At 72.7% G+C, this 19,470-nt stretch carries 9 protein-coding genes; all 9 read left to right on the forward strand.

Going from position 1 to position 19,470, the window contains the following annotated elements:
- Positions 1-5: 5 nt before the first annotated feature.
- The 9 genes from AB0B50_RS31325 (at position 6) to trpC (ending at position 19,397) form a co-directional block, all read left to right on the forward strand.
- Positions 6-716: a DsbA family protein gene (locus AB0B50_RS31325; RefSeq protein WP_362339168.1), complete on the forward strand. Its 711-nt coding sequence runs from the start codon at positions 6-8 to the stop codon at positions 714-716.
- 181 nt (positions 717-897) lie between these two features.
- The gene (locus AB0B50_RS31330; RefSeq protein WP_362339169.1) at positions 898-12,174 is read left to right on the forward strand and encodes an amino acid adenylation domain-containing protein; all 11,277 of its coding nucleotides are present in this window, start codon (positions 898-900) and stop codon (positions 12,172-12,174) included.
- Positions 12,171-13,013 (forward strand): ABC transporter permease, encoded by an 843-nt coding sequence (locus AB0B50_RS31335; protein ID WP_362339170.1) that lies wholly within the window; start codon positions 12,171-12,173, stop codon positions 13,011-13,013. Before AB0B50_RS31330 ends, AB0B50_RS31335 begins: the two co-directional genes overlap by 4 nt.
- A 27-nt stretch (positions 13,014-13,040) precedes the next feature.
- A complete protein-coding gene (locus tag AB0B50_RS31340; protein WP_362339171.1) occupies positions 13,041-14,342 on the forward strand; it encodes a cytochrome P450 in 1,302 nt (433 codons plus the stop codon).
- A gap of 330 nt (positions 14,343-14,672) precedes the next feature.
- Positions 14,673-15,512 carry a hypothetical protein gene (locus tag AB0B50_RS31345; RefSeq protein ID WP_362339172.1) on the forward strand — a complete coding sequence of 280 codons (840 nt, stop codon included), beginning with the start codon at positions 14,673-14,675 and terminating at the stop codon, positions 15,510-15,512.
- Positions 15,509-16,075 carry a hypothetical protein gene (locus AB0B50_RS31350; protein WP_362339173.1) on the forward strand — a complete coding sequence of 189 codons (567 nt, stop codon included), beginning with the start codon at positions 15,509-15,511 and terminating at the stop codon, positions 16,073-16,075. The genes AB0B50_RS31345 and AB0B50_RS31350 overlap by 4 nt, the downstream gene beginning before the upstream one ends.
- Before the next feature lie 13 nt (positions 16,076-16,088).
- Positions 16,089-17,957 carry a fatty acyl-AMP ligase gene (locus AB0B50_RS31355; RefSeq protein ID WP_362339174.1) on the forward strand — a complete coding sequence of 623 codons (1,869 nt, stop codon included), beginning with the start codon at positions 16,089-16,091 and terminating at the stop codon, positions 17,955-17,957.
- Positions 17,958-17,991: 34 nt separating this feature from the next.
- Complete coding sequence (locus tag AB0B50_RS31360; RefSeq protein WP_362339175.1) at positions 17,992-18,285, forward strand: acyl carrier protein; 294 nt, start codon at positions 17,992-17,994, stop codon at positions 18,283-18,285.
- A 305-nt stretch (positions 18,286-18,590) separates the two neighbouring features.
- Positions 18,591-19,397 carry an indole-3-glycerol phosphate synthase TrpC gene (gene trpC, locus AB0B50_RS31365; protein ID WP_362339176.1) on the forward strand — a complete coding sequence of 269 codons (807 nt, stop codon included), beginning with the start codon at positions 18,591-18,593 and terminating at the stop codon, positions 19,395-19,397.
- The last annotated feature ends 73 nt before the right edge of the window (positions 19,398-19,470 follow it).

Genomic DNA, 19,470 nt, shown 5'->3' on the forward strand with positions numbered 1-19,470 from the left:
CTCCCATGTCCCCAGCCAAGAACAAGACCCCGCGGTTCTACTTCAGCCTGCGCAGCCCGTACTCCTGGCTCGCCTACCGCGAGGTGATGAGCGAGCACAAGGAGCTCGTCGACCGGCTGGAGTGGCTGCCGTTCTTCGAGCCCGACCCCGAGAGCGCGCGGCGACTGGAGGAGCAGGGCGGCAGGTTCCCCTACTCCGACATGTCGCGCGAGAAGAACCGCTACGTCCTGCAGGACGTCGGCCGGCTCACCAAGGCCCGCGGCCTGACCGTCAACTGGCCCGTCGACCGCGCCCCGGTGTGGGAGGTCCCGCACCTCGGCTACCTGGTCGCCCGCGACCACGGCCTGGGCCACGAGTACATCGCGGCCGTGTACCGGGCCCGCTTCGGCGAGGGCCGCGACATCTGCGACCGCGCGACCATCGCGGACATCGGCGCCGAACTCGGCATCGACCAACGGGAGATCGCCGACGCGAGCGACGACCCCGAGCGACGTGCCGAGGGCGTCAGGATCCTCCTCGATGTCTGCAAGGACGGCGTGTTCGGCGTGCCCTTCTTCGTGCACGGATTCACCCGCTTCTGGGGCCTCGACCGGCTCGACGGCTTCGTCGAGCACCTGCGGTCCAAGGAGGTCCCGGCCCCCTCCCTCGCGGAACCCGCCTCCGCGGTGGCCCTCGGCCGCTCGGTGGAGGACGCGCACGCGGGCGGCTGCGGCTGACCGCTCCCGCCGCGGCACGCACGGCACGGCACGCACGGCATGGCACGCACGGCACGGCACAGCACGGCACGCGTGGGCTGACCCGTCAGGTGGGGGTCAGTCCACTGTCAGCGGTTTTTCGAATGATCGACGGTGTGCTGATCGACGGTGTGCACCAGGTGACCTTCGCTAGGGGATTGCTATGAATCATGTTCAGACGGGCGGCCTGCCCCTCACCGCCGGCCAGAAGGACATCTGGTTCGACGAGAAGCTCTCGGGCGGAGGCGCGACGTACAACACCGCCATCTACTGGGACATCCGCGGACCGCTGGACCAGGACCTGTTCCGGGCCGCGCTCGCGCGCCTGGTGGAGGAGTCGGACTGCCTGCGCGCACGGTTCACCGAAGTGGACGGCGAGCCCTGGCAGTTCATCGAACCCGCCGTCGAACTGCCCCTGACCGTCACCGACGTCAGCGGTGCCGCCGACCCGGCAGCGACCGCCCGCGCGGCCATCCAGGAGGACCTCCGCGTCCCCCTGCCGCTGACCGCCACCCCTCACGTGCCGCTCTTCCGGCTGAGCGTCTTCACCCTCGCCGCCGACCGCACCTTCTTCTGCCTGCTCAACCACCACCTGGTCTCGGACGGCTTCAGCTACGTCATCTACTGGCAGCGCCTCTCCGCCATCTACGAGGCGATGCTCGCCGGGACCTCGCTCGACGAGGGACGCTTCCCGCCGCTGAGCGACCTGGTCGAGGCCGAGGCGGCCTACGCGGAGTCCCCGCGCTGCGAACGCGACCGCGCCTACTGGGAGAAGGAGCTCGCCGACCGGCCCGAGCCGGTCAGCCTCGCCACCCGTGACGCGGACCCCGCGCAGACCTTCTTCCGCGAGGAGACCGTGCTGCCGGAGGCCGTCGCGGAGCGGCTGCGCGCCGTGGCCTGGGACGCGCGGGCCACCTGGCAGACCGTCCTCGTCGCGGCCCTCGGCTCGTACACCGGACGCCTGGCGGGCACCGACGACGTGCTGCTCTCCCTGCCCGCCACCGGACGCGTGGGCGGCACCATGCAGGAGATCCCCGGCATGGTGGTCAACTACGTGCCCCTGCGGCTCGCCCTCACGCCCGCCATGACCCGCGGCGACCTGCTCACGGCGGCGTACAAGGCCCTCTCCAAGGGGCTCAAACACCAGCGCTACCGCGTGAGCCGGATTCGCCGCGCGATGGGCCTGCCGAGCGACGACCGCAGGCCGTTCGGACCGTTCGTCAACATGATGCCGCAGGTCGAGGAGTTGAGCATCGGCCCCTGCGCGGCCACCATCTACAGCCCCTCCACCGGCCTGGTCGACGACCTGGAGTTCACGATCGCCGACAAGGGCGACAACGGCATCGGCGTCGACCTCAGCGGCAACGAGGCCCGCTACACGCAGGACGACGTGCGCGGCCACCTGAACCGGTTCGTCGCCTTCCTCGACCGCTTCCTGAACGCCGGCGCCGACGACCCCGTGAACGGCCTCGACCTGTTCGCGCCCGGCGAGGCGGAGGAGCTCGCCGCCGCGCTCACCGGACCCCGCGTCCAGGAGCCCTACCTGGGCGTCGTGGAACGCGTACGGGCGCACGCCGCCGAGCGGCCCGACGCCGTGGCGGTCACCGACGACGCCGGGAGCATCACCTACGCCGAGCTCGTCGGCCGCGCGAGCGCCGCGTCCCGGCAGGTGTCCACGCAGGGCCCGGTGGCCGTACTGACCGAGCCCGGACGGGACTTCATCACCGCGGAGCTCGCCGCGCTGGGCGCCGGCGGTGCCTTCCTGCCGCTCGACCCGCGCGCCCCGCTGAACCGGCTCACCTCGCTCCTGAAGGACAGCGGCGCGGTCCAGGTGCTCACCGACACCACGCACCGCGGCCTCGCGGTACAGGTGGCTGCCGACCGCGCGCTGCCCGTACACGTCCTGGACGGCGCGCTCGACGACGCCGCGGACCTGGCGCCCGTCGTCGGCGGTCCCCTCGACCTCGCGTACGTGATCTACACCTCGGGCTCCACCGGCAAGCCCAAGGGCGCGATGGTGCAGCGCGGCGGCATGGTCAACCATCTGCTCGCCAAGGTCGAGGAACTCTCCCTGGACCGCTCCGACGCGCTCGTCCACAACGCGCCCGTCACCTTCGACGTCTCCGTCTGGCAGTCGCTCTCCACGCTGCTCGTAGGCGGTCGGATCCGGGCGATATCCCGCGCGGACGCCGCCGACCCCGAAGCGCTGTTCGGCACCATCGCGGCCGAAGGCCTCACCGTGCTCGAAGTGGTGCCCTCCCTGCTGCGCGCCACGCTGGACGTGTGGGACACGGCGGGCGGCGCGCCCGCGCTCTCCGCGCTCCGCTGGATGATCTCCAACGGCGAGGCGCTGCCGACCGAGCTGTGCACCCGCTGGTTCGCGCGCTACCCCGACATCCCGATCGCCAACGTGTACGGCCCCACCGAGTGCTCCGACGACGTCACCCACGGGTACGCGCGCACGGCCGCCGAGGTGTCCGGCGCCTCCATGCCGATCGGCAGGCCCCTGCGCGACACCCGTCTGTACGTCCTCGGCGACGACCTGCGGGCGGTGCCGCGCGGCGTGCCCGGCGAGCTGTACATCGCGGGCGCGGGCGTCGGCCGCGGCTACCTCGGCGACCCGGGCCGCACGGCCTTCACCTTCGTGCCCGACCCGTTCGCGGACGACGGCTCCCGGATGTACCGCACCGGCGACCAGGTCGTCCTGCTCGCCGACGGACAGCTCGTCTTCACCGGACGCCGCGACCACCAGGTCAAGATCCGCGGCCAGCGCATCGAGCTCGGCGAGGTCGAGTCCGTGCTGCGCAACCTGCCCGGCGTCGCGGACGCGGTGGCCGCCGCCGTCGCGGACCCTGCGGGCAACCACCGCCTGATCGGCTATGTGGTGGCCGAGTCCGGCGCCGCCGACACCGAGGCGCTGCGCGAGCGCATGGCCGCGGTCCTGCCCGACCACATGGTCCCCGCGGTGCTGCTCACCCTGGAGCGCATGCCGCTCACCGCGCACGGCAAGGTCGACCGCAAGGCCCTGCCCGCACCGGAGTTCGCCGTCGCGGCCACCGGGCGGACGGCGGGCACCCCGCAGGAGGAGATCCTGCGCACGGTGCTCGCCGACGTCCTCGGCGTGCCCAGCATCGGCATGGACGACAACTTCTTCGCCCTCGGCGGCGACAGCATCAGCTCCATCCAGGTGGTCGGCCAGGCCCGCAGGGCGGGGCTCGTCATCACCTCGCGGGACGTCTTCCAGCACCGCACGCCGGCCGCCATCGCCGCGGTCGCCCAGCGCGCGGACCGGACCGAGGACGACGTGGTGGCGGACGGAGTCGGCGAGCTCGAACTGACTCCGATCGTCGACCAGTTGCGTGCCGAGCTCGCCGAACTTCCCACGGCCACCCGCGAGTACGCCCAGTACGTCACGGTCGCGCTGCCCGCCGGGGCCCGCGCGGACCTGCCACGCCTCGAACGTGCGCTGCAGGCCGTCGTCGACCGGCACGACGCGCTGCGCACGAGGCTCACCGCCCCCGTGCCGGGCCTGTGGTCCCTGGAGACGCTGCCGCAGGGCGCCGTGTCCGCGTCCGACGTGCTCAGCAGCGTGGAAACCGGTGGCGCCGACCGCGACACGGTGCTCGACGAACAGCTCGCCGCGGCCCGCGCACGGCTGCGCCCCGAGGACGGCCTGCTGGTCCAGGCGGTGCTCATCGAGGAGACCGGTGAGGGCGACGCGGATGCCTCGGACGGCGCCGACCGGCTGCTCCTGGTGATCCACCATCTCGCCGTGGACGGCGTCTCCTGGCGCATCCTGCTGCCCGACCTGCGAGCCGCCTGGAACGGCGTGGCCCCCGCCCCGGTCGGCACCTCCTTCCGCCGCTGGGCGAAGGTTCTCTCCGAGCAGGCCCGCACCACCCGCCGCACCGCCGAACTCCCGCTGTGGACCGAGGTGGTGGGTGGCGGCACGATCGAACTCGCCGAGCGCCCCCTCGACCCGGCCAGGGATGTGTACGGCAGCGCGGGCCGGCTGCGGCTCGAACTGCCCGCCGCCCCCACGGCAGCGGTTCTCGGCAAGGTGCCCGCCGCCTTCCACGCCGAGGTCAACGAGGTCCTGCTGACCGGCTTCGCGCTCGCCCTCGCGCACCGGGGCACGGGCTCCCGCGCCCTGGTCGAGCTGGAGGGCCACGGCCGCGAGCAGATCGCGGAAGGGCTCGACCTGTCCCGCACGGTCGGCTGGTTCACCAGCGTCTTCCCCGTCGGACTCGACGTCGGCGAGCCCGACTGGGCCGAGGTGTGGAACGGCGGGGCCGCCTGCGGCGACGTACTCAAGCGCGTCAAGGAGAGCCTGCGCGCGCTGCCCGACCACGGCATCGGCCACGGCCTGCTGCGCCACCTCAACCCGCAGACCGCCGCCGTCCTCGCCAAGGCGGCCGCTCCCCGGATCGGCTTCAACTACCTGGGCCGTTTCACCACCGAAGACGGCGGCGACTGGTCGATGGAGACCGGCGGCTCCGGCCTGACCGCCGCCCCCGAGACCCCGCTGCGGCACGCCCTGGAACTCGTCGCGATGACCGAGGACCGCGCGGAAGGGCCCGTCCTGGTCGCCGACTGGACCTGGGCGGGGGAGCTGCTCGCCGAGGACGACGTCCGACGGCTCGCCGATGACTGGTTCCGTGCCCTTCAGGCGCTGGCCGCCCACGCCGAGCGGCCCGAGGCGGGCGGCCGCACACCGTCCGACTTCCCCCTGGTGCCCCTCACACAGGCGGAGATCGACGCGTACGAGCGCGAACTCCCGCACCTCGACGACATCCTGCCGCTCTCGCCGCTCCAGCGCGGTCTGCTCTTCCAGGCGGAGTTCGACCGCCAGGGCATGGACGCGTACACGCTCCAGGTGACCATGGACGTGGAAGGCCCCCTGGACCGCGAGCAGTTGCGCGCCGCCGCGACGGCCCTCCTGGAGCGCAACCCCAGCCTGCGGGCCTGCTTCCGCGAGCGCGACACGGGCGACCCCGTCCAGCTGGTCTCCTCGGACGTGGAGCTCTCCTGGACCGAGGTGGACCTGACCGGGTTCGAAGGGGACGACGTCGACGCCGAGGTGCGGCGGCGCACCGAACAGGAGTGGCTCGACCGCTTCGACGTCACCCGGGCACCGCTGACCCGCTTCACCGTCTACCGCGTCTGTGACGACCGGCACCGCGTGGTGTGGACCGCGCACCACATGCTGGTCGACGGCTGGTCGCTCTCCGCGGTCCTCGCCGAGGAGCTCGTCACCCTGTGGGCCAACGGCGCGGACACCTCGGCCCTGGCGCCGGTCGTCCCGCTGCGCGGCTACCTGGAGTGGTCCGCCGCCCAGGACAAGGACGCGGCGCGCGAGGCCTGGCAGAAGGAGCTCGCCGGCATCGACGAGCCCACCCGGCTCGGCCCCGCCGACCGCCCGCGCGCCTCGGTGCTTCCCGGCTCCGTGGAGCTGACGCTGCCCGAGGAGCTGACCGGGGCCGTGACGTCCTGGGCGACCTCGCGCGGCCTGACGATGAGCACCGTCATGCAGGGCTGCTGGGCCCTCGCGCTCGGTCGCCTCACCGGCCGCCAGGACGTGACGTTCGGCGCGGTGGTCTCAGGCCGTGCCGAAGAGGTGCCCGGCATCGAGCGCACGGTCGGCTCGTTCCTCAGCACGCTTCCGGTGCGCGTCGGCCTCGACCCCTCGCTGGCCTTCGACGCCATGCTGGCCGCGCTCCAGGAGCGCCAGCTCGACCTGGAGCCGCACCAGCACCTGGGCCTCGCCGAGGTGCAGCAGGGCGCGGGCATCGGTGAGCTCTTCGACACCGTGGTGTCCTTCCACAACTACCCGACCGGCGTCCTCGACCGCATCGGCGAGCACATTCCCGGCCTGAGCATGCGTGACTGGGAAGCCCGCGTCATCGCCGAATACCCCTTCGCTCTCAACGTGTTCCCGGGCGACCGGATGCGCCTGGAGGCGCAGTACCGGCCGGACATCTTCGCCCCGGACGACATCGACGGGATCCTGGCGCGCTTCGTCCGCGTCCTGGAGCAGCTCGCCGAGGCGCCGGGCGCCCTGCTCGGCAGACTGGACGCGCTCGGCGACGACGAGCGCAGCCAGCTCGCCGACGACTGGTCCGGCACCGGCAGCGTCAAGGCGTCCTCCGGCGAGCTGACCACCGGCGTCTTCGAGGCGCGCGCCGCCCGCACGCCACAGAAGGCGGCGATCCTCTCCGGCGCGGACGAAGTGGCGTACGCCGAACTGAACGCGCGCGCCAACCAGTTGGCGCGCCACCTCGTCGAGCGCGGCATCGGCCCCGAGCGGACGGTCGCTCTGATGCTGCCGCGCACGCCCGAGGTGGTCGTCGCGGTGCTCGCGGTCCTGAAGGCCGGCGCCGCCTATCTGCCGGTGGACTCCGCCTACCCCGTCGACCGCATCTCCTACATGCTTTCCGACGCCCGCCCCGCAGTGCTTCTCACCGACGCGGCCACCAGTGAACGCCTCGTGGAGATGCCCGAGTTGGGCACCGGGGCGCTGATCCTGGACGCCCCCGACACCGTGGAGCGCCTCGCCGCGCTGCCCACCGCCGACCTCACGGACGCCGAGCGGACCGCACCGCTGCGGCCGGAGAACGCGGCGTACATGATCTACACCTCCGGTTCCACGGGCCGCCCCAAGGGCGTCGTGGTGGCCCACACCGGGCTGCTCTCGATGGTCGACAGCCTCGTCGAGCGCTTCGGCCTCGACGAGGAGACCCGCGTCCTGCAGTTCGCCTCCATCAGCTTCGACGCCTCCGTCTGGGAGATGATGCTCGCGCTGCTCAACGGAGGCACGCTGGTCATCGCCGACGAGGAGTGCCGGGCCCCGGGGCAGCCGCTGGTCGACCTGATCAACAACGCCCGCGTGAACCTCGCCGGACTGCCGCCCGTCGTGGTCGGCGGTCTGCCCGAGGGCAGCGCGCTCCCCGCCGACCTGCGCCTGGCGGTGGCGGGCGAGGCCGTCCCCGCCCACGTCGTCGAGCGCTGGTCCGACGCGGTCAGGCTCTACAACGGCTACGGCCCGACCGAGGCCGTGGTCAGCTCCACCGTCGGCGGCCCGCTGACGGGTACGGCCCGCCCGCCCATCGGCCGGCCCACCAACGCCCACCGGGTGTACGTCCTCGACCACCACCTGCGGCTCGCGCCGCGCGGCGTCGTCGGCGAGCTGTACGTCAGCGGGGGCCTCGCCCGCGGCTACCTCGGCCGCCCCGAACTGACCGCCCAGCGCTTCGTGGCCGACCCCTTCGGCCCCGACGGCGCCCGGATGTACCGCACCGGAGACCTGGTGCGGTGGCTGCCGGACGGCCAGCTCGACTACGTGGGCCGCGCCGACGACCAGGTGCAGCTGCGCGGCTTCCGCATCGAGCTCGGTGAGATCTCCGCCGCGCTCCTGGCCGAACAGGGCGTCGAGCAGGCCGCCGTGATCGTCTCCGAGAGCGACGACGGCGACCGCCGCCTGGTGGCGTACGTCGTGACCGGTGTGCCCGGTGTCGCCGAAGGTCTGCGCGACCGGCTCGCCCTGTCCCTGCCCGAGTACATGGTGCCGTCCGCCGTGGTCGGCCTGGACGCCCTGCCGCTCACCGCGCAGGGCAAGCTCGACCGCAAGGCACTGCCCGCGCCGGACCTCGGCGACGGCCTCAAGGGACGCGCGCCGCGCACCCCGGTCGAGGAGATCCTCTGCGGCCTGTTCGCCGATGTCCTCGGGGTGGCCCAGGTCTCCATCGACGACGACTTCTTCGAGATCGGGGGCCACTCGCTGCTCGCGACCCGCCTTGTCAGCCGGGTGCGCGGCGTGCTCGCCGTCGAACTGCCCATCCGCGCGCTTTTCGAGGCGCGGACGGTGGTCGCCCTGGCCGGTCATGTCGAGTCGGCGGACCAGGCACGGCCGCCGCTGGTCCCGGCGCCCAAGGGCACGGAGCTGCCGCTGTCCTTCGCGCAGGAGCAGCAGTGGTTCATCAACCGGAGCGAGAAGATCGACGGCACGTACAACACGCCGATGGCCTTCCGGCTCTCCGGGCACCTCAACGAGGCTGCTCTGCAAGGGGCGTTGAACGACCTGGCCGAGCGCCACGAGGTGCTGCGGACGGTCATCCCGGACAACGACGGCGTGCCGTCGCTGCGGGTCCTCGACGCCGCCACGGGCGCCCCGGTCCTGCGCACCCGCACGGTCTCCGAGGCGAAGCTGGCGGAGACCCTGGCCGCCGAGGCCGACCTCGGCTTCGACCTGCGCAGCGAACCCCCGCTGAGGGTACGGCTGTTCGCGCTCGGTGTGGACGAGTGGGTGCTGATGCTGGTCTTCCACCACATCGCCTTCGACGGCTGGTCCATCGCCCCGCTCCTGACCGACCTGGCCGCCTCCTACCGGGCCCGCTGTGACGGGCGGGTGCCGCAGCGCGCCCAACTCCCCGTGCAGTACGCGGACTTCGCCGCATGGCAGCGCGAGCTGCTCGGCTCGGCCGACGATCCGGACAGCGTGGCATCCCAGCAGCTTTCGTTCTGGCAGGACGCGCTGGCGGGCCTGCCGGAGGAGCTGCGCCTTCCCGCCGACTTCCCGCGCCCCGAGGCGAGCACGTCCGACGGCGAGATGGTGATGTTCGAGCTGGAGTCCGGGCTCCACGGCGCCCTGCTCGACCTGGCCAGGCAGACCGGGACCACCGAGTTCATCGTCTTCCAGGCGGCGCTCTCCGCCCTGCTCACCCGCCTTGGTGCGGGCACCGACATCCCGGTGGGCTCCCCGATCGCCGGGCGCACCGACGAGGCGCTCAACGACCTGGTCGGCATGTTCATCAACTCTCTGACGCTGCGCGGCGACACCAGCGGCGACCCGACCTTCCGCGAACTGCTCGACCGGATACGGGAGACCAACCTGGCGGCGTACTCGCACCAGGACGTCCCGTTCGACCAGGTCGTCGGCGCGCTGAAGCCGGCCCGCCACCGGGGCAGGCACCCGCTGTTCCAGGTGATGCTGAGCGTCCAGAACCAGGGCAACATGCCGCTCGACCTGCCCGGACTGACCGTCGTGCCCGAGTACGCCGCGTCCGACCGGGCCAAGATGGACCTGATGCTGGAGCTCCTGCCGTGGCCCGGCGGTGGCGGCATCCGCGGCCTGCTCACCTTCAGCACCGACCTGTTCACGCGGGCCACCGCCGAGCGCATGACGGAGCAGTTCCGGGCCGTGCTGCGCTCGGTGGCCGCCGATCCCGACCTCCGCCTGAGCGGCCTGGAGCTGCTCACCGGAGACGAGCGCGAGCGGGTGCTCTCGGGCTGGAACGACACCGCGCACGAGCTGCCGGCGACGACCCTGCCCGAGCTGTTCGCGGCGCGGGCGGCATCCGTGCCGGACGAGATCGCCGTCGGAACCGGCGCCAAGGGCCTCACGTACGCCCAACTGGACGCCCGCTCCAACCAGTTGGCGCGCCACCTCATCGCCACCGGCGCGGGACCCGACCGGATCGTCGCCCTCGCGGTGCCGCGCGCGGCGGACCACACCGTCGCGGCGCTCGCGGTGCTCAAGTCCGGTGCCGCGTACGTTCCCGTCGCCGCCGACGAGCCGGTCGCGCGGATCAAGGCGCTCCTCGCCGACACCGCCCCGCTGTGCGTCCTGACCACCGCGGGCCTGGCGAGCAGGCTGCGGAGCACCGGCGTCACCGCGGTCGTCCTCGACGGCCCCGAGGTGCGCGGCGGCTCCGCCGAGCCGGTCACCGACGCGGACCGCACGGCGCCGCTGCGGCCCGGACACGCCGCGTACGTGATCCGCGCCGACGACGCGGCGGGCCGCCCCCGCGGCACGGTCGTCGAACACCGCGCGGCCGCGAACCTGTTGGCCTGGGCGCTGGAGTCGGGCGAGGGCGCCGAGGCCCTCGGCGGAGGACTCTTCGTGCCGCTGCTCTCCGGAGCCGGGGTGCGCGGCGCCGAGCCCCTGCCGCAGGACTGGGCGACGCCTTGGACGTACGTACACGGCAAGGCGGTGTGGAACACCCAGGTCTACGTCCTGGACGAGTGGCTCGCGCCGCTTCCGCCGGGCGCGGTGGGCGAGTTGTACCTCGGTGGCGACGGCCTCGGCCGTGGCTACGCGGGCCTGCCGGGCCCGACCGCCGAGCGGTTCGTGGCGAACCCGTACGGCCCGCCCGGATCGCGCCTGTACCGGACCGGCGAGCAGGCCAAGTGGGACGCGGCGGGTCACCTGCTCGCGCCCGACGCGGCGCCGGTGACCGAGGAGTCCGCGGCCGAGGAGGCGGCGGGCGCAGCCGAGGGGGCCGGCGGGCTGAGCCCGGCCGAGGCGACGCTGTGCGCGATCGTCGCGGGCGTCCTCGGGGTCGACGACTTCGGCGTCGAGGAGAACTTCTTCGAGACGTCGCTGAACAGCATGAAGTCGCTGCGCCTGGTGGCCCTTGCGCGGAAGGCGGGCCTGGAGATCACCAGCGCCGACGTCTTCGCGCACCAGACGGTGCGTGCGCTGGTGGCGGCGGTCCTGGGCGAGGGGCAGGAGGTCGGCGCCGCGGAGAGGCCCGCGTCCGCCCCGGCCGCCCGCCGGTCCACGCAGATCATGGCCGACGCGATCGACGAGGCCGAGGGCCTGGACTACGCCGACCCGTTCGGCACCGTGCTGTGCATGAAGCCGACGGGCAGCCGCCCTCCGGTGTTCTGCCTGCACAGCGGCGTCGGGTTCGCCCTGTCGTACATGCCGCTCACCCGGTACTTCGGCGCCGAGCACCCCGTCTACGGCATTCAGGCGCCGTACGTCGTGGACGGCGCGGAGCTGCCCACGAGCATCGAGGAGACCGCGGCCGAGTACATCGGGATGATCAAGGAGGTGCGGCCCGAAGGCCCCTACCACCTGCTCGGCTGGTCCCTCGGCGGACTCCTTGCCTACGAGATCGCCGTACAGCTGCGTGAGGCGGGCGACGAGGTCGGCCTCGTCGTCAACCTCGACTCCTACCCGCGGACCGACGAGAGGCCCGAGGACCTGGAGAATCAGGACGAACAGGCCAAGCTGGGCTGGCTGTTGGAGGGCATCGGGCACGACCCCGCGGAGTTCGGCGACCGGCCGCTGACCGTCGGGGACATCATCGACGCCCTGCGGCGCGACGACAGCCCGATGGCGCAGATGGGGGAGGAGCGCATGGCCCGCATGGTGGGCCTGATGTCCAACCACCCGGTCCTGCACGCGCGTTGGACACCACGGGACTACGACGGGACCATGCAGCTCTTCCTCGCCGGGCGCACCGACTCGGGCGAGCCGACGCCGGATTTGGAGCAGCGCTGGAAGCCGTACTTCAGCGGCACCCTCGACATCCACCGGATCGACTGCAACCACGACGACCTGCTCAACCCCGAGGCCCTCGCGGAGGTCGGCCCGGCCATCGCCGCCGAGCTGGACCGTCTGCACCAGGAGCGGAACGGACGTGACGGGCGATGACGACAGCCAACCCAGCGGCCCTCGACAAGGGGCTGCCGAGCGGCCCCGGCGGTCTGCGCTCGATGTTCACCGAGATGGTCGCGGTCACCGGGCGGCGCCTGCTGCACCTGCGCAGGGCCCCGGGCCGGGTGCTCGGCGTGGCGATGAGCCCGCTGGTGTCGATGGTCATGGTCGGCTACCTCTTCCGTGACGCCATCACCCTTCCCGCGGGCGGGAACTACGCGGAGTACGTCTTCGCGGGCGGCGCGGTCCAGGTCGCGCTCGCCTGCGTGGGGCCGACCGCCGTGTCGGTGGCGATGGACCTCCAGGGCGGCCTGGTCGACCGGTTCAGATCGATGCCCATCAGCCGGTCCGCGGTGCTCTTCGCGCACACCTTCGCCGACCTCCTCGTGGGCCTGCTCGGCCTCGTCGTGGTCACCGGGGCCGGGCTGCTGCTCGGCTGGCGGCCGCACACCGGGGTGCTTCCCGTGCTCGCCGGGTTCGGGCTGATCGTGCTCCTGGTGTACGTGATGCTCTGGCTCGGCGTGCTCTTCGCGATGACGCTGCGCGACGTGGAGACGATCAGCGTGGTCACGCCGTTCATCGTGATCGTGCTGCCCTTCGTCTCCAGCGCCTTCCTCGCCCCGTCCTCCATGCCGGCCCTGGTCCGCCCGATCGCGGAGTGGAACCCGATCACCGCCGTCATCTCGTCCTGCCGCGACCTGTGGGGGAACCCGGCCGCGTCCAGCGGCAGCTTCCCCTCCGAGCACCCCGGAGTGGTGATCGCGGTGACGCTGAGCGTGCTGTTCACGCTCTGCTTCACCGTCAGCCTGCGCCGCTACCGCACCGCGGGCTCCTGACCCCGAAGCCTGGTGGAGAGAGAACCCATGACTACGCAGACAGCACCGACCGCACAGACATCGACCGCGCAGACACCGACCACGCAGACACCGACCACGCAGGCGCAGCCCGCCGCCGACATCGACCCGGCCCGGCTCGACCTCACCGATCCGCAGACCTTCCTCGACGTCGACCCGCACGCCATGTGGCGCGCCTTCCGCGAACAGAGCCCCGTCCACTGGCAGTCGGTCGACGGCGCCACGATGCCGGGCTTCTGGGCGGTCTCCAAGTACGCCGACGTCGTCGACATCTACCGCGACAACAAGCGGTTCACCTCCGAGCGCGGCAACGTCCTCGCGACCCTCCTGCAGGGCGAGGACTCCGCGTCGCGCAAGATGCTGGCCGTCACCGACGGGGCCCGGCACCGCGAGATCCGCAACCTCATGCTCAAGTCCTTCTCGCCCCGGGTGCTCCAGCCGGTGGTGGACGGCGTGCACCGCCGCACCCGCGAACTGGTCGAACAGGCCCTGGAGCACGGGTCGTTGGACTTCGTCACCGACGTCGCCGACCACATCCCGATCAACACGATCGGCGACCTGATGGACATCCCCGCCGCCGACCGCGAGCGCCTGGTCGAGTGGAACACCCAGACCCTGTCCCGGCACAGCTCCGAGGACAGCGCGCTGGACGAGGTGATGGCCCGCAACGAGATCCTGCTGTACTTCTCCGAGCTGGCCGCCGAGCGGCGCAGGAACCCGGGCGATGACGTCATCAGCACCCTGGCCACGGCCACGGTGGGCGGCGCCCCGCTGGCCGAGGACGAGGTCGTCTTCAACTGCTACAGCCTCATCCTCGGCGGCGACGAGTCCAGCCGGATGTCCTCCATCGGCGGCCTCATCGCCTTCAGCGAGAACCCCGAGCAGTGGCGGAAGCTGAAGTCCGGCGAGGTGGGGGCCGACAGCGCGACCGAAGAGGTGATGCGCTGGACCACCCCCGCCATGCACTTCGGCCGCCGCGCCGTGGAGGACGTCCCGGTGCGCGACCAGGTGATCAAGGCCGGCGACGTGGTCACCCTGTGGAACAGCTCCGCCAACTTCGACGAGGACGTCTTCGCCGATCCGTACGCCTTCGACATCGCCCGCACCCCCAACAAGCACGTGGCGTTCGGGCACGGCCCGCACTTCTGCCTCGGCGCCTTCCTGGGCCGGGTGCATGTGAACGCCATGGTCGAGGCGTTGCGGGAGCGGGTGGCCGAAATCCGCCTGGACGGTCCTCCGCAGCGGCTGTTCTCCAACTTCGTGCACGGCTACAGCGGCCTGCCCGTCACCCTCACCGCCGAGCCGTCCTGACCACCCGGTGACCACCCGGTGACCACCCCGGCGGCGAGCGTCAGGCCCCTGTCAGCAGGCGCTGGAACGCTCGTTGCGGGGTCGCTGGACCGCGACCGATCGCTGCCGCGATCCGACGGCTGAAGGGGGAGGTCGCGCATGAAGGTGATCAGCACCGACAGATCGACGGGAGTGGCCGGTTCGGCCCGGTCGGCGACGACTGCCGGGGTCGGGGCCGGAGTTGGGGCCGGAGTCGGGTTCCGTGCCGGAGCCGGAGCCGGAGCCGGAGCCGGAGCCGGAGCTGGAGCCGGAGCCAGGGGTGGCGTCCGGGACAGCGCGTCGCTGCGCGCGGTGCAGCGTTCCGTACTCGCCGACCTCCTCACCTCCTACCCGTACAACAGCGCGTCCCAGCTGCACGAGTACTTCGGCGACGGCCCGCTGCCCACCTCCTACGGCGCCTCCTGTGCCTGGCAGTCCTTCGAGGCGGGGCGGCTCGTCGCCGAACACTCCGGCGTGGAGGCCGAGTTCCGGATCGACGGCCGGCACGTGGCGGCCCTCTACCGCGACACCGACGGCATCACCGTCCTGGACCCCTACCTCCTCCACCGGCTTCCGCTGCGCCTGGAGCGGGCCGACGCCGTGGACGGCGCGGTCTCGCTGACGGCCGACGCCTATCCGCTCAGGTCACGCGCGGACGGCACGCCCGTGCCGAGCAAGGTGCGGGTGCGCTGGCGGCTCGACGACGACTCGGTGAGCCTGAGTTACGTGCGCTTCAGCCCCCGCCGGGGCCACAACATCGTCTCGCGCTCGTTCGTGATGCGCCCGGAGCAGGTCCTCGCGCAGACCCCGCCCCCACCTCACACCGTCCGCCCGCAGCTGCTCCACCCCGAGCAGCACAGCGTGTCGGTACGGGTGGTCCATCCCGGCACCCAACAGCTGGCGGAGCTCGTCCTGCCGCTGGCGGGGCGGAAGTTGAGGCTGGACACCCGCTCCATGATCAGCAAGGACAACCAGGGTGCCGTGTCCCGGCAGGGCTCCCGTGGGTTCGACCGCAACCGCGAAATGGTGGCCGACGCGGTCGGCGTACCGCCCCAGGACGTCGAGGGAGTCCTGCTCAAGGCCGCGGCACTGCACCACATGGCGTCCCCGGCGGACCTGGAGCTCGCGGCCTACTCCTTGGAGGACGAGTGACCACCTTCTTCCTCGCCGGCACCATGCAGGGCGCAAGGACCGGCTCCAACCTCGTCGACCAGTCCTACCGCGCCGCCCTGACCTCGGCCATCCGCGCTCGGCGGCCCGGGGCCGTCATCCACGACCCGGGGCTGCTGATGGCCGAGTGGGAGGCGGCCCACCCCGCCGACATCCGCGCCGCCCACGCGGGACTGACCGCGGTGCGCTCGGTCCACCGCAGCGAACTCGCCCCCGAACTCGTCGACCTCACCGACATGTTCCACCGGCTCACCCTGCTCGCCGCCCGCAGCGACATATGCGTGGCCTGGCTGCCGGGACACGAACCCAGCATGGGCACGGCCGCCGAGATGCTCTCCGCCTACCGGGCGGGCCGCACCGTCGTCTCGATCACCGCCATGCGGCAGAACCTCGCCGTACTCGCCTGCTCGACGGTGATCCTGCCGGACCTGCCGGCCTTCACCCAGTGGCTCGACCACGAAGCCGCTCCGCACCGAGCCGCCCCGCCTCGTCCCGCCCCGCGTCGTCCGGCTCCGCACCGAGCCGCCCCGCACCACGTCGCCTGAGGAGGCTGAAGCCGTGGACCGTCCGACCCGTCCGTCCCGTCCGACCGCACAGCCCCCGGCCGAGACCGTCGTCGACGCACTCCTGGCCCGCGCCCGCGGGACGGCCGCCGACCAGCCGCTCTTCACCGCGCTCGGCGCGGGTGGCGAACGGACCGAACAGCTCACCGCCGCCGCCCTGTTGGAGCGTGTCCGCGCCGTGGCCGCCCTGCTGCGGGCCGTCGGCGCACCCGGCGAGCGCGTCATCGTCCCCGCCCTGCCGGGCCTCGACTTCCACGTCGGCTTCCTCGCCTGTCTGTACGCGGGGATGACCGCGGTGCCGGTTCCGGCGCTGCGCACCGGCGCGCGGAACCGCTCGACCGTCCGCTCCGACCGCCTCATGTCGATCCGCCGCGACTGCGCTCCCGTGGCCGCCCTGGTCTCCACCGCCGAGGACGCCGAGGACGCGCGGCAGGCCGACGCCGAGGACGCGCGCGAGTCCACCGCGGGGCAGGAGTCCGCCGCAGGGCAGGAGTCCGCCGCGGGGTACGGGTCCGCCGCGGAGCAGGTGTCCGCCGCCGGGTACGGGCCCGCGCTGGCCTGGATCCCCGTACGGCAGCCCGCGGGCGCCGAAGCCGTGCCCCCGGCCTCCCGGGCCTGTGACCCCACGGCCACCGCCCTGCTCCAGTACACCTCCGGCTCGACGGGCGACCCCCGCGGCGTGATCGTCGGCCACGGCAACCTGGTCGCCAACCAGCGTGCGCTGCGCGACCGTTGCGATGTCGGCCCCGGGACCACCGTGGTCAGCTGGCTGCCGTTCTTCCACGACATGGGCCTGTGCACCGGAGTGGTGCTGCCCCTGGTGTCGGGGGCGTCCGCCGTCTCGATGGAGCCCGCCACCTTCGTACGCGACCCCCGCGTCTGGCTGCGCGCCATCGCCGTGGAGGGCGACGTATTCGCCGCCGCGCCGGACTTCGCGTACGACCTGTGCGTCCAGCGGATCCCGGAGGCCGAGCGCGCCCGCATCGACCTGTCCGCCTGGCGCGTCGCCGCCAACGGAGCGGAGCCTGTGCGGGCCTCGACCCTGCGTCGCTTCGCCGAGGCCTTCCGGCCCGCGGGTTTTCGCGAGGAGGCGTTCTCCCCGGGGTACGGCCTCGCCGAGTGCACGCTCAGCGTCACCCTGGGACGACCGCTGCTCCTCACGCCGGTGCGCCACTACGACCGGCTCGCCCTCGCGGAGGGCAAGGCCGCCCCCGCCCTGCCGTCCGCCGACACCGTCGAGCTGGTCGGCTGCGGCACCGCGATCCCCGGGACCCGGGTGCGCGTCGTCGACCCGCACACCCGCCATCCGCTGGCGGAACGGGTGGTCGGCGAGATCTGGGTGGACGCGCCGGGCAACTGCGGCGGCTACTGGGCCAACGACACGGAGACCGCCGCGGTCTTCGACGTACGTACCGAGGGCGGCCTGCCGGGCACGGCAGGAAGCCACGTACGCACCGGGGACCTGGGCTTCCTCGACGGCGGCGAACTCTTCGTCACCGGGCGGCTCAAGGACCTGCTGATCATCGGCGGCGAGAACTACTTCCCGCAGGACCTGGAGGCGGTGGCCTGCGCCGCCCACCCCGCCTTCGCCCACCAGCGCGCCGCCGCCTGGCCGTTCGCGGACGAGCGCGACGGAGTCGCCGTGGTCGTCGAGACGGCCGAGCGCGACCCGGAGGTCCTCGCCGAGGCCGTGCGCGCGGCGGGGATCGCGGCAGCCAAGGCGCTGCCCGCCCCGGTGAGCGTCCATGCCGTGGCCAGGAACAAGGTGCCCCGCACCACCAGCGGCAAGATCCGCCGCAGGGCCTGCGCCGAGCAGGTCGCGGCGGGAGAGCTGCGGCTGCTCGCCCGGTGGTCGAGCCGTTGAAGTCGCCCTGGAAGCCGAAGAAGGAGACACGGAGATGAGTGGCCGACCGACAGCCGTGCAGGACATCACCGAGCAGGAGGTCGCCGACCACCTCGTCCACGTGCTCGCGGACATGCTGGAGTTGGCGCCGGACGCCATCGACCCCGACGTGCCGCTCAGCGCCTTCGGCATCGACTCCGCGACCAGCGCATGGCTCGCGGGCGAGCTGGAGCGCTGGTGCGGCGTCCCGCTGGACCGGGAGCTGCTGCTCGGCAGGCCGAGCGTCGTCGAGGTCTCCGAGGACGTGGTGGCGGCGCTTCGGACGACACAGGACCAGGACCGGAGCTGAGCCGAACACCACCTCGCACCGCGCCCCTTGCCGTCCCCCAACGGCAAGGGGCGCGGTTTCCTTTCGGCCGCTGACATTCCGCTGACACCTCGATTTCCGCCCGCGTTTCAATATGCGGACAGCGAAGCGTAATTCTCGATGCCCACCGCATTCCCACCCGCATTCCCACCTGCGAGTTTCATTCAATGCTTAAGAAGGTGGTTACCGCATTGCCGCGTTCCTAGTGTTCTTCTTCGGTGGCGCCACCTGCCGGTCGCGGATCGGCTCGCATCCGTCCGGCGCCCCGTACGGGGAAGGACACAGCCATGAACGCACTCGACGGACTCGTCGAGGGAGCCCGCGCCGACATGACGGACCGCAGGCGCCTCGTCCCCCAGGCCGAACTGGCCGACCGCGCGGCCGCCCTGGGACCGGCCCCCGACTGCGTGGAGCTCCTGCGCGGCACGGCGGGCGTACGGGTCATCGCCGAGGTGAAGCGGGCAAGCCCGTCCAAGGGGGCCCTGGCCGACATCGCCGACCCCGCGGCGCTGGCCGCCGACTACCAGGCGGGCGGCGCCGCCGCGATCAGCGTTCTCACCGAGCGCCGCAGGTTCGGCGGCTCGCTCGACGACCTGGACGCGGTGGGGACGAACGTCGAGGTTCCCCTCCTGCGCAAGGACTTCATCACCGACCCCTATCAGCTCTGGGAGGCGCGGGCGCACGGCGCGAGCCTGGCGCTCCTGATCGTGGCGGCGCTCGACCGGGCGCTGCTGGCCGATCTGCTCGCCCAGGCGGTGGAGATCGGTCTGACCCCGCTGGTGGAGACGCACGACGAGCACGAGGCCGAGCGGGCGCTGGAGGCAGGCGCCCGCCTCGTCGGGGTCAACGCCCGCGATCTGCGCACCCTGGAGGTGGACCGCACCACCTTCGCCCGTGTCGCCCCGGTGCTCGGGGACGACGTGGTGCGCATCGCCGAGTCCGGCGTCCGGGGGCCCAGGGACGTGGTGGAGTACGCGGCTCACGGCGCGGACGCCGTCCTGGTCGGCGAGTCGGTGGTGACCGGCGGCAGCCCCAGGGAAGCCGTCGCCGCCCTGGTCGCCGCCGGCCGGGTCAACCGCCCGGCGCGTGCTTGACGGTGGCGGTGGCCCGGTGTTCGAGCCTGGTCGGCGAGGTTTCGGAGTCGTTGGTTTCGTGGGCCGGTTCCGC

The organism is Streptomyces sp. NPDC041068, assembly GCF_040647455.1.
Taxonomy (GTDB): Bacteria; Actinomycetota; Actinomycetes; order Streptomycetales; family Streptomycetaceae; genus Streptomyces.

Coding starts and splice junctions, on each gene's coding strand:
- AB0B50_RS31325 (WP_362339168.1), top strand. CDS start 6: ATGTCCCCAGCCAAGAACAAGACCCCGCGGTTCTACTTCAGCCTGCGC.
- AB0B50_RS31330 (WP_362339169.1), top strand. CDS start 898: ATGAATCATGTTCAGACGGGCGGCCTGCCCCTCACCGCCGGCCAGAAG.
- AB0B50_RS31335 (WP_362339170.1), top strand. CDS start 12,171: ATGACGACAGCCAACCCAGCGGCCCTCGACAAGGGGCTGCCGAGCGGC.
- AB0B50_RS31340 (WP_362339171.1), top strand. CDS start 13,041: ATGACTACGCAGACAGCACCGACCGCACAGACATCGACCGCGCAGACA.
- AB0B50_RS31360 (WP_362339175.1), top strand. CDS start 17,992: ATGAGTGGCCGACCGACAGCCGTGCAGGACATCACCGAGCAGGAGGTC.
- trpC (WP_362339176.1), top strand. CDS start 18,591: ATGAACGCACTCGACGGACTCGTCGAGGGAGCCCGCGCCGACATGACG.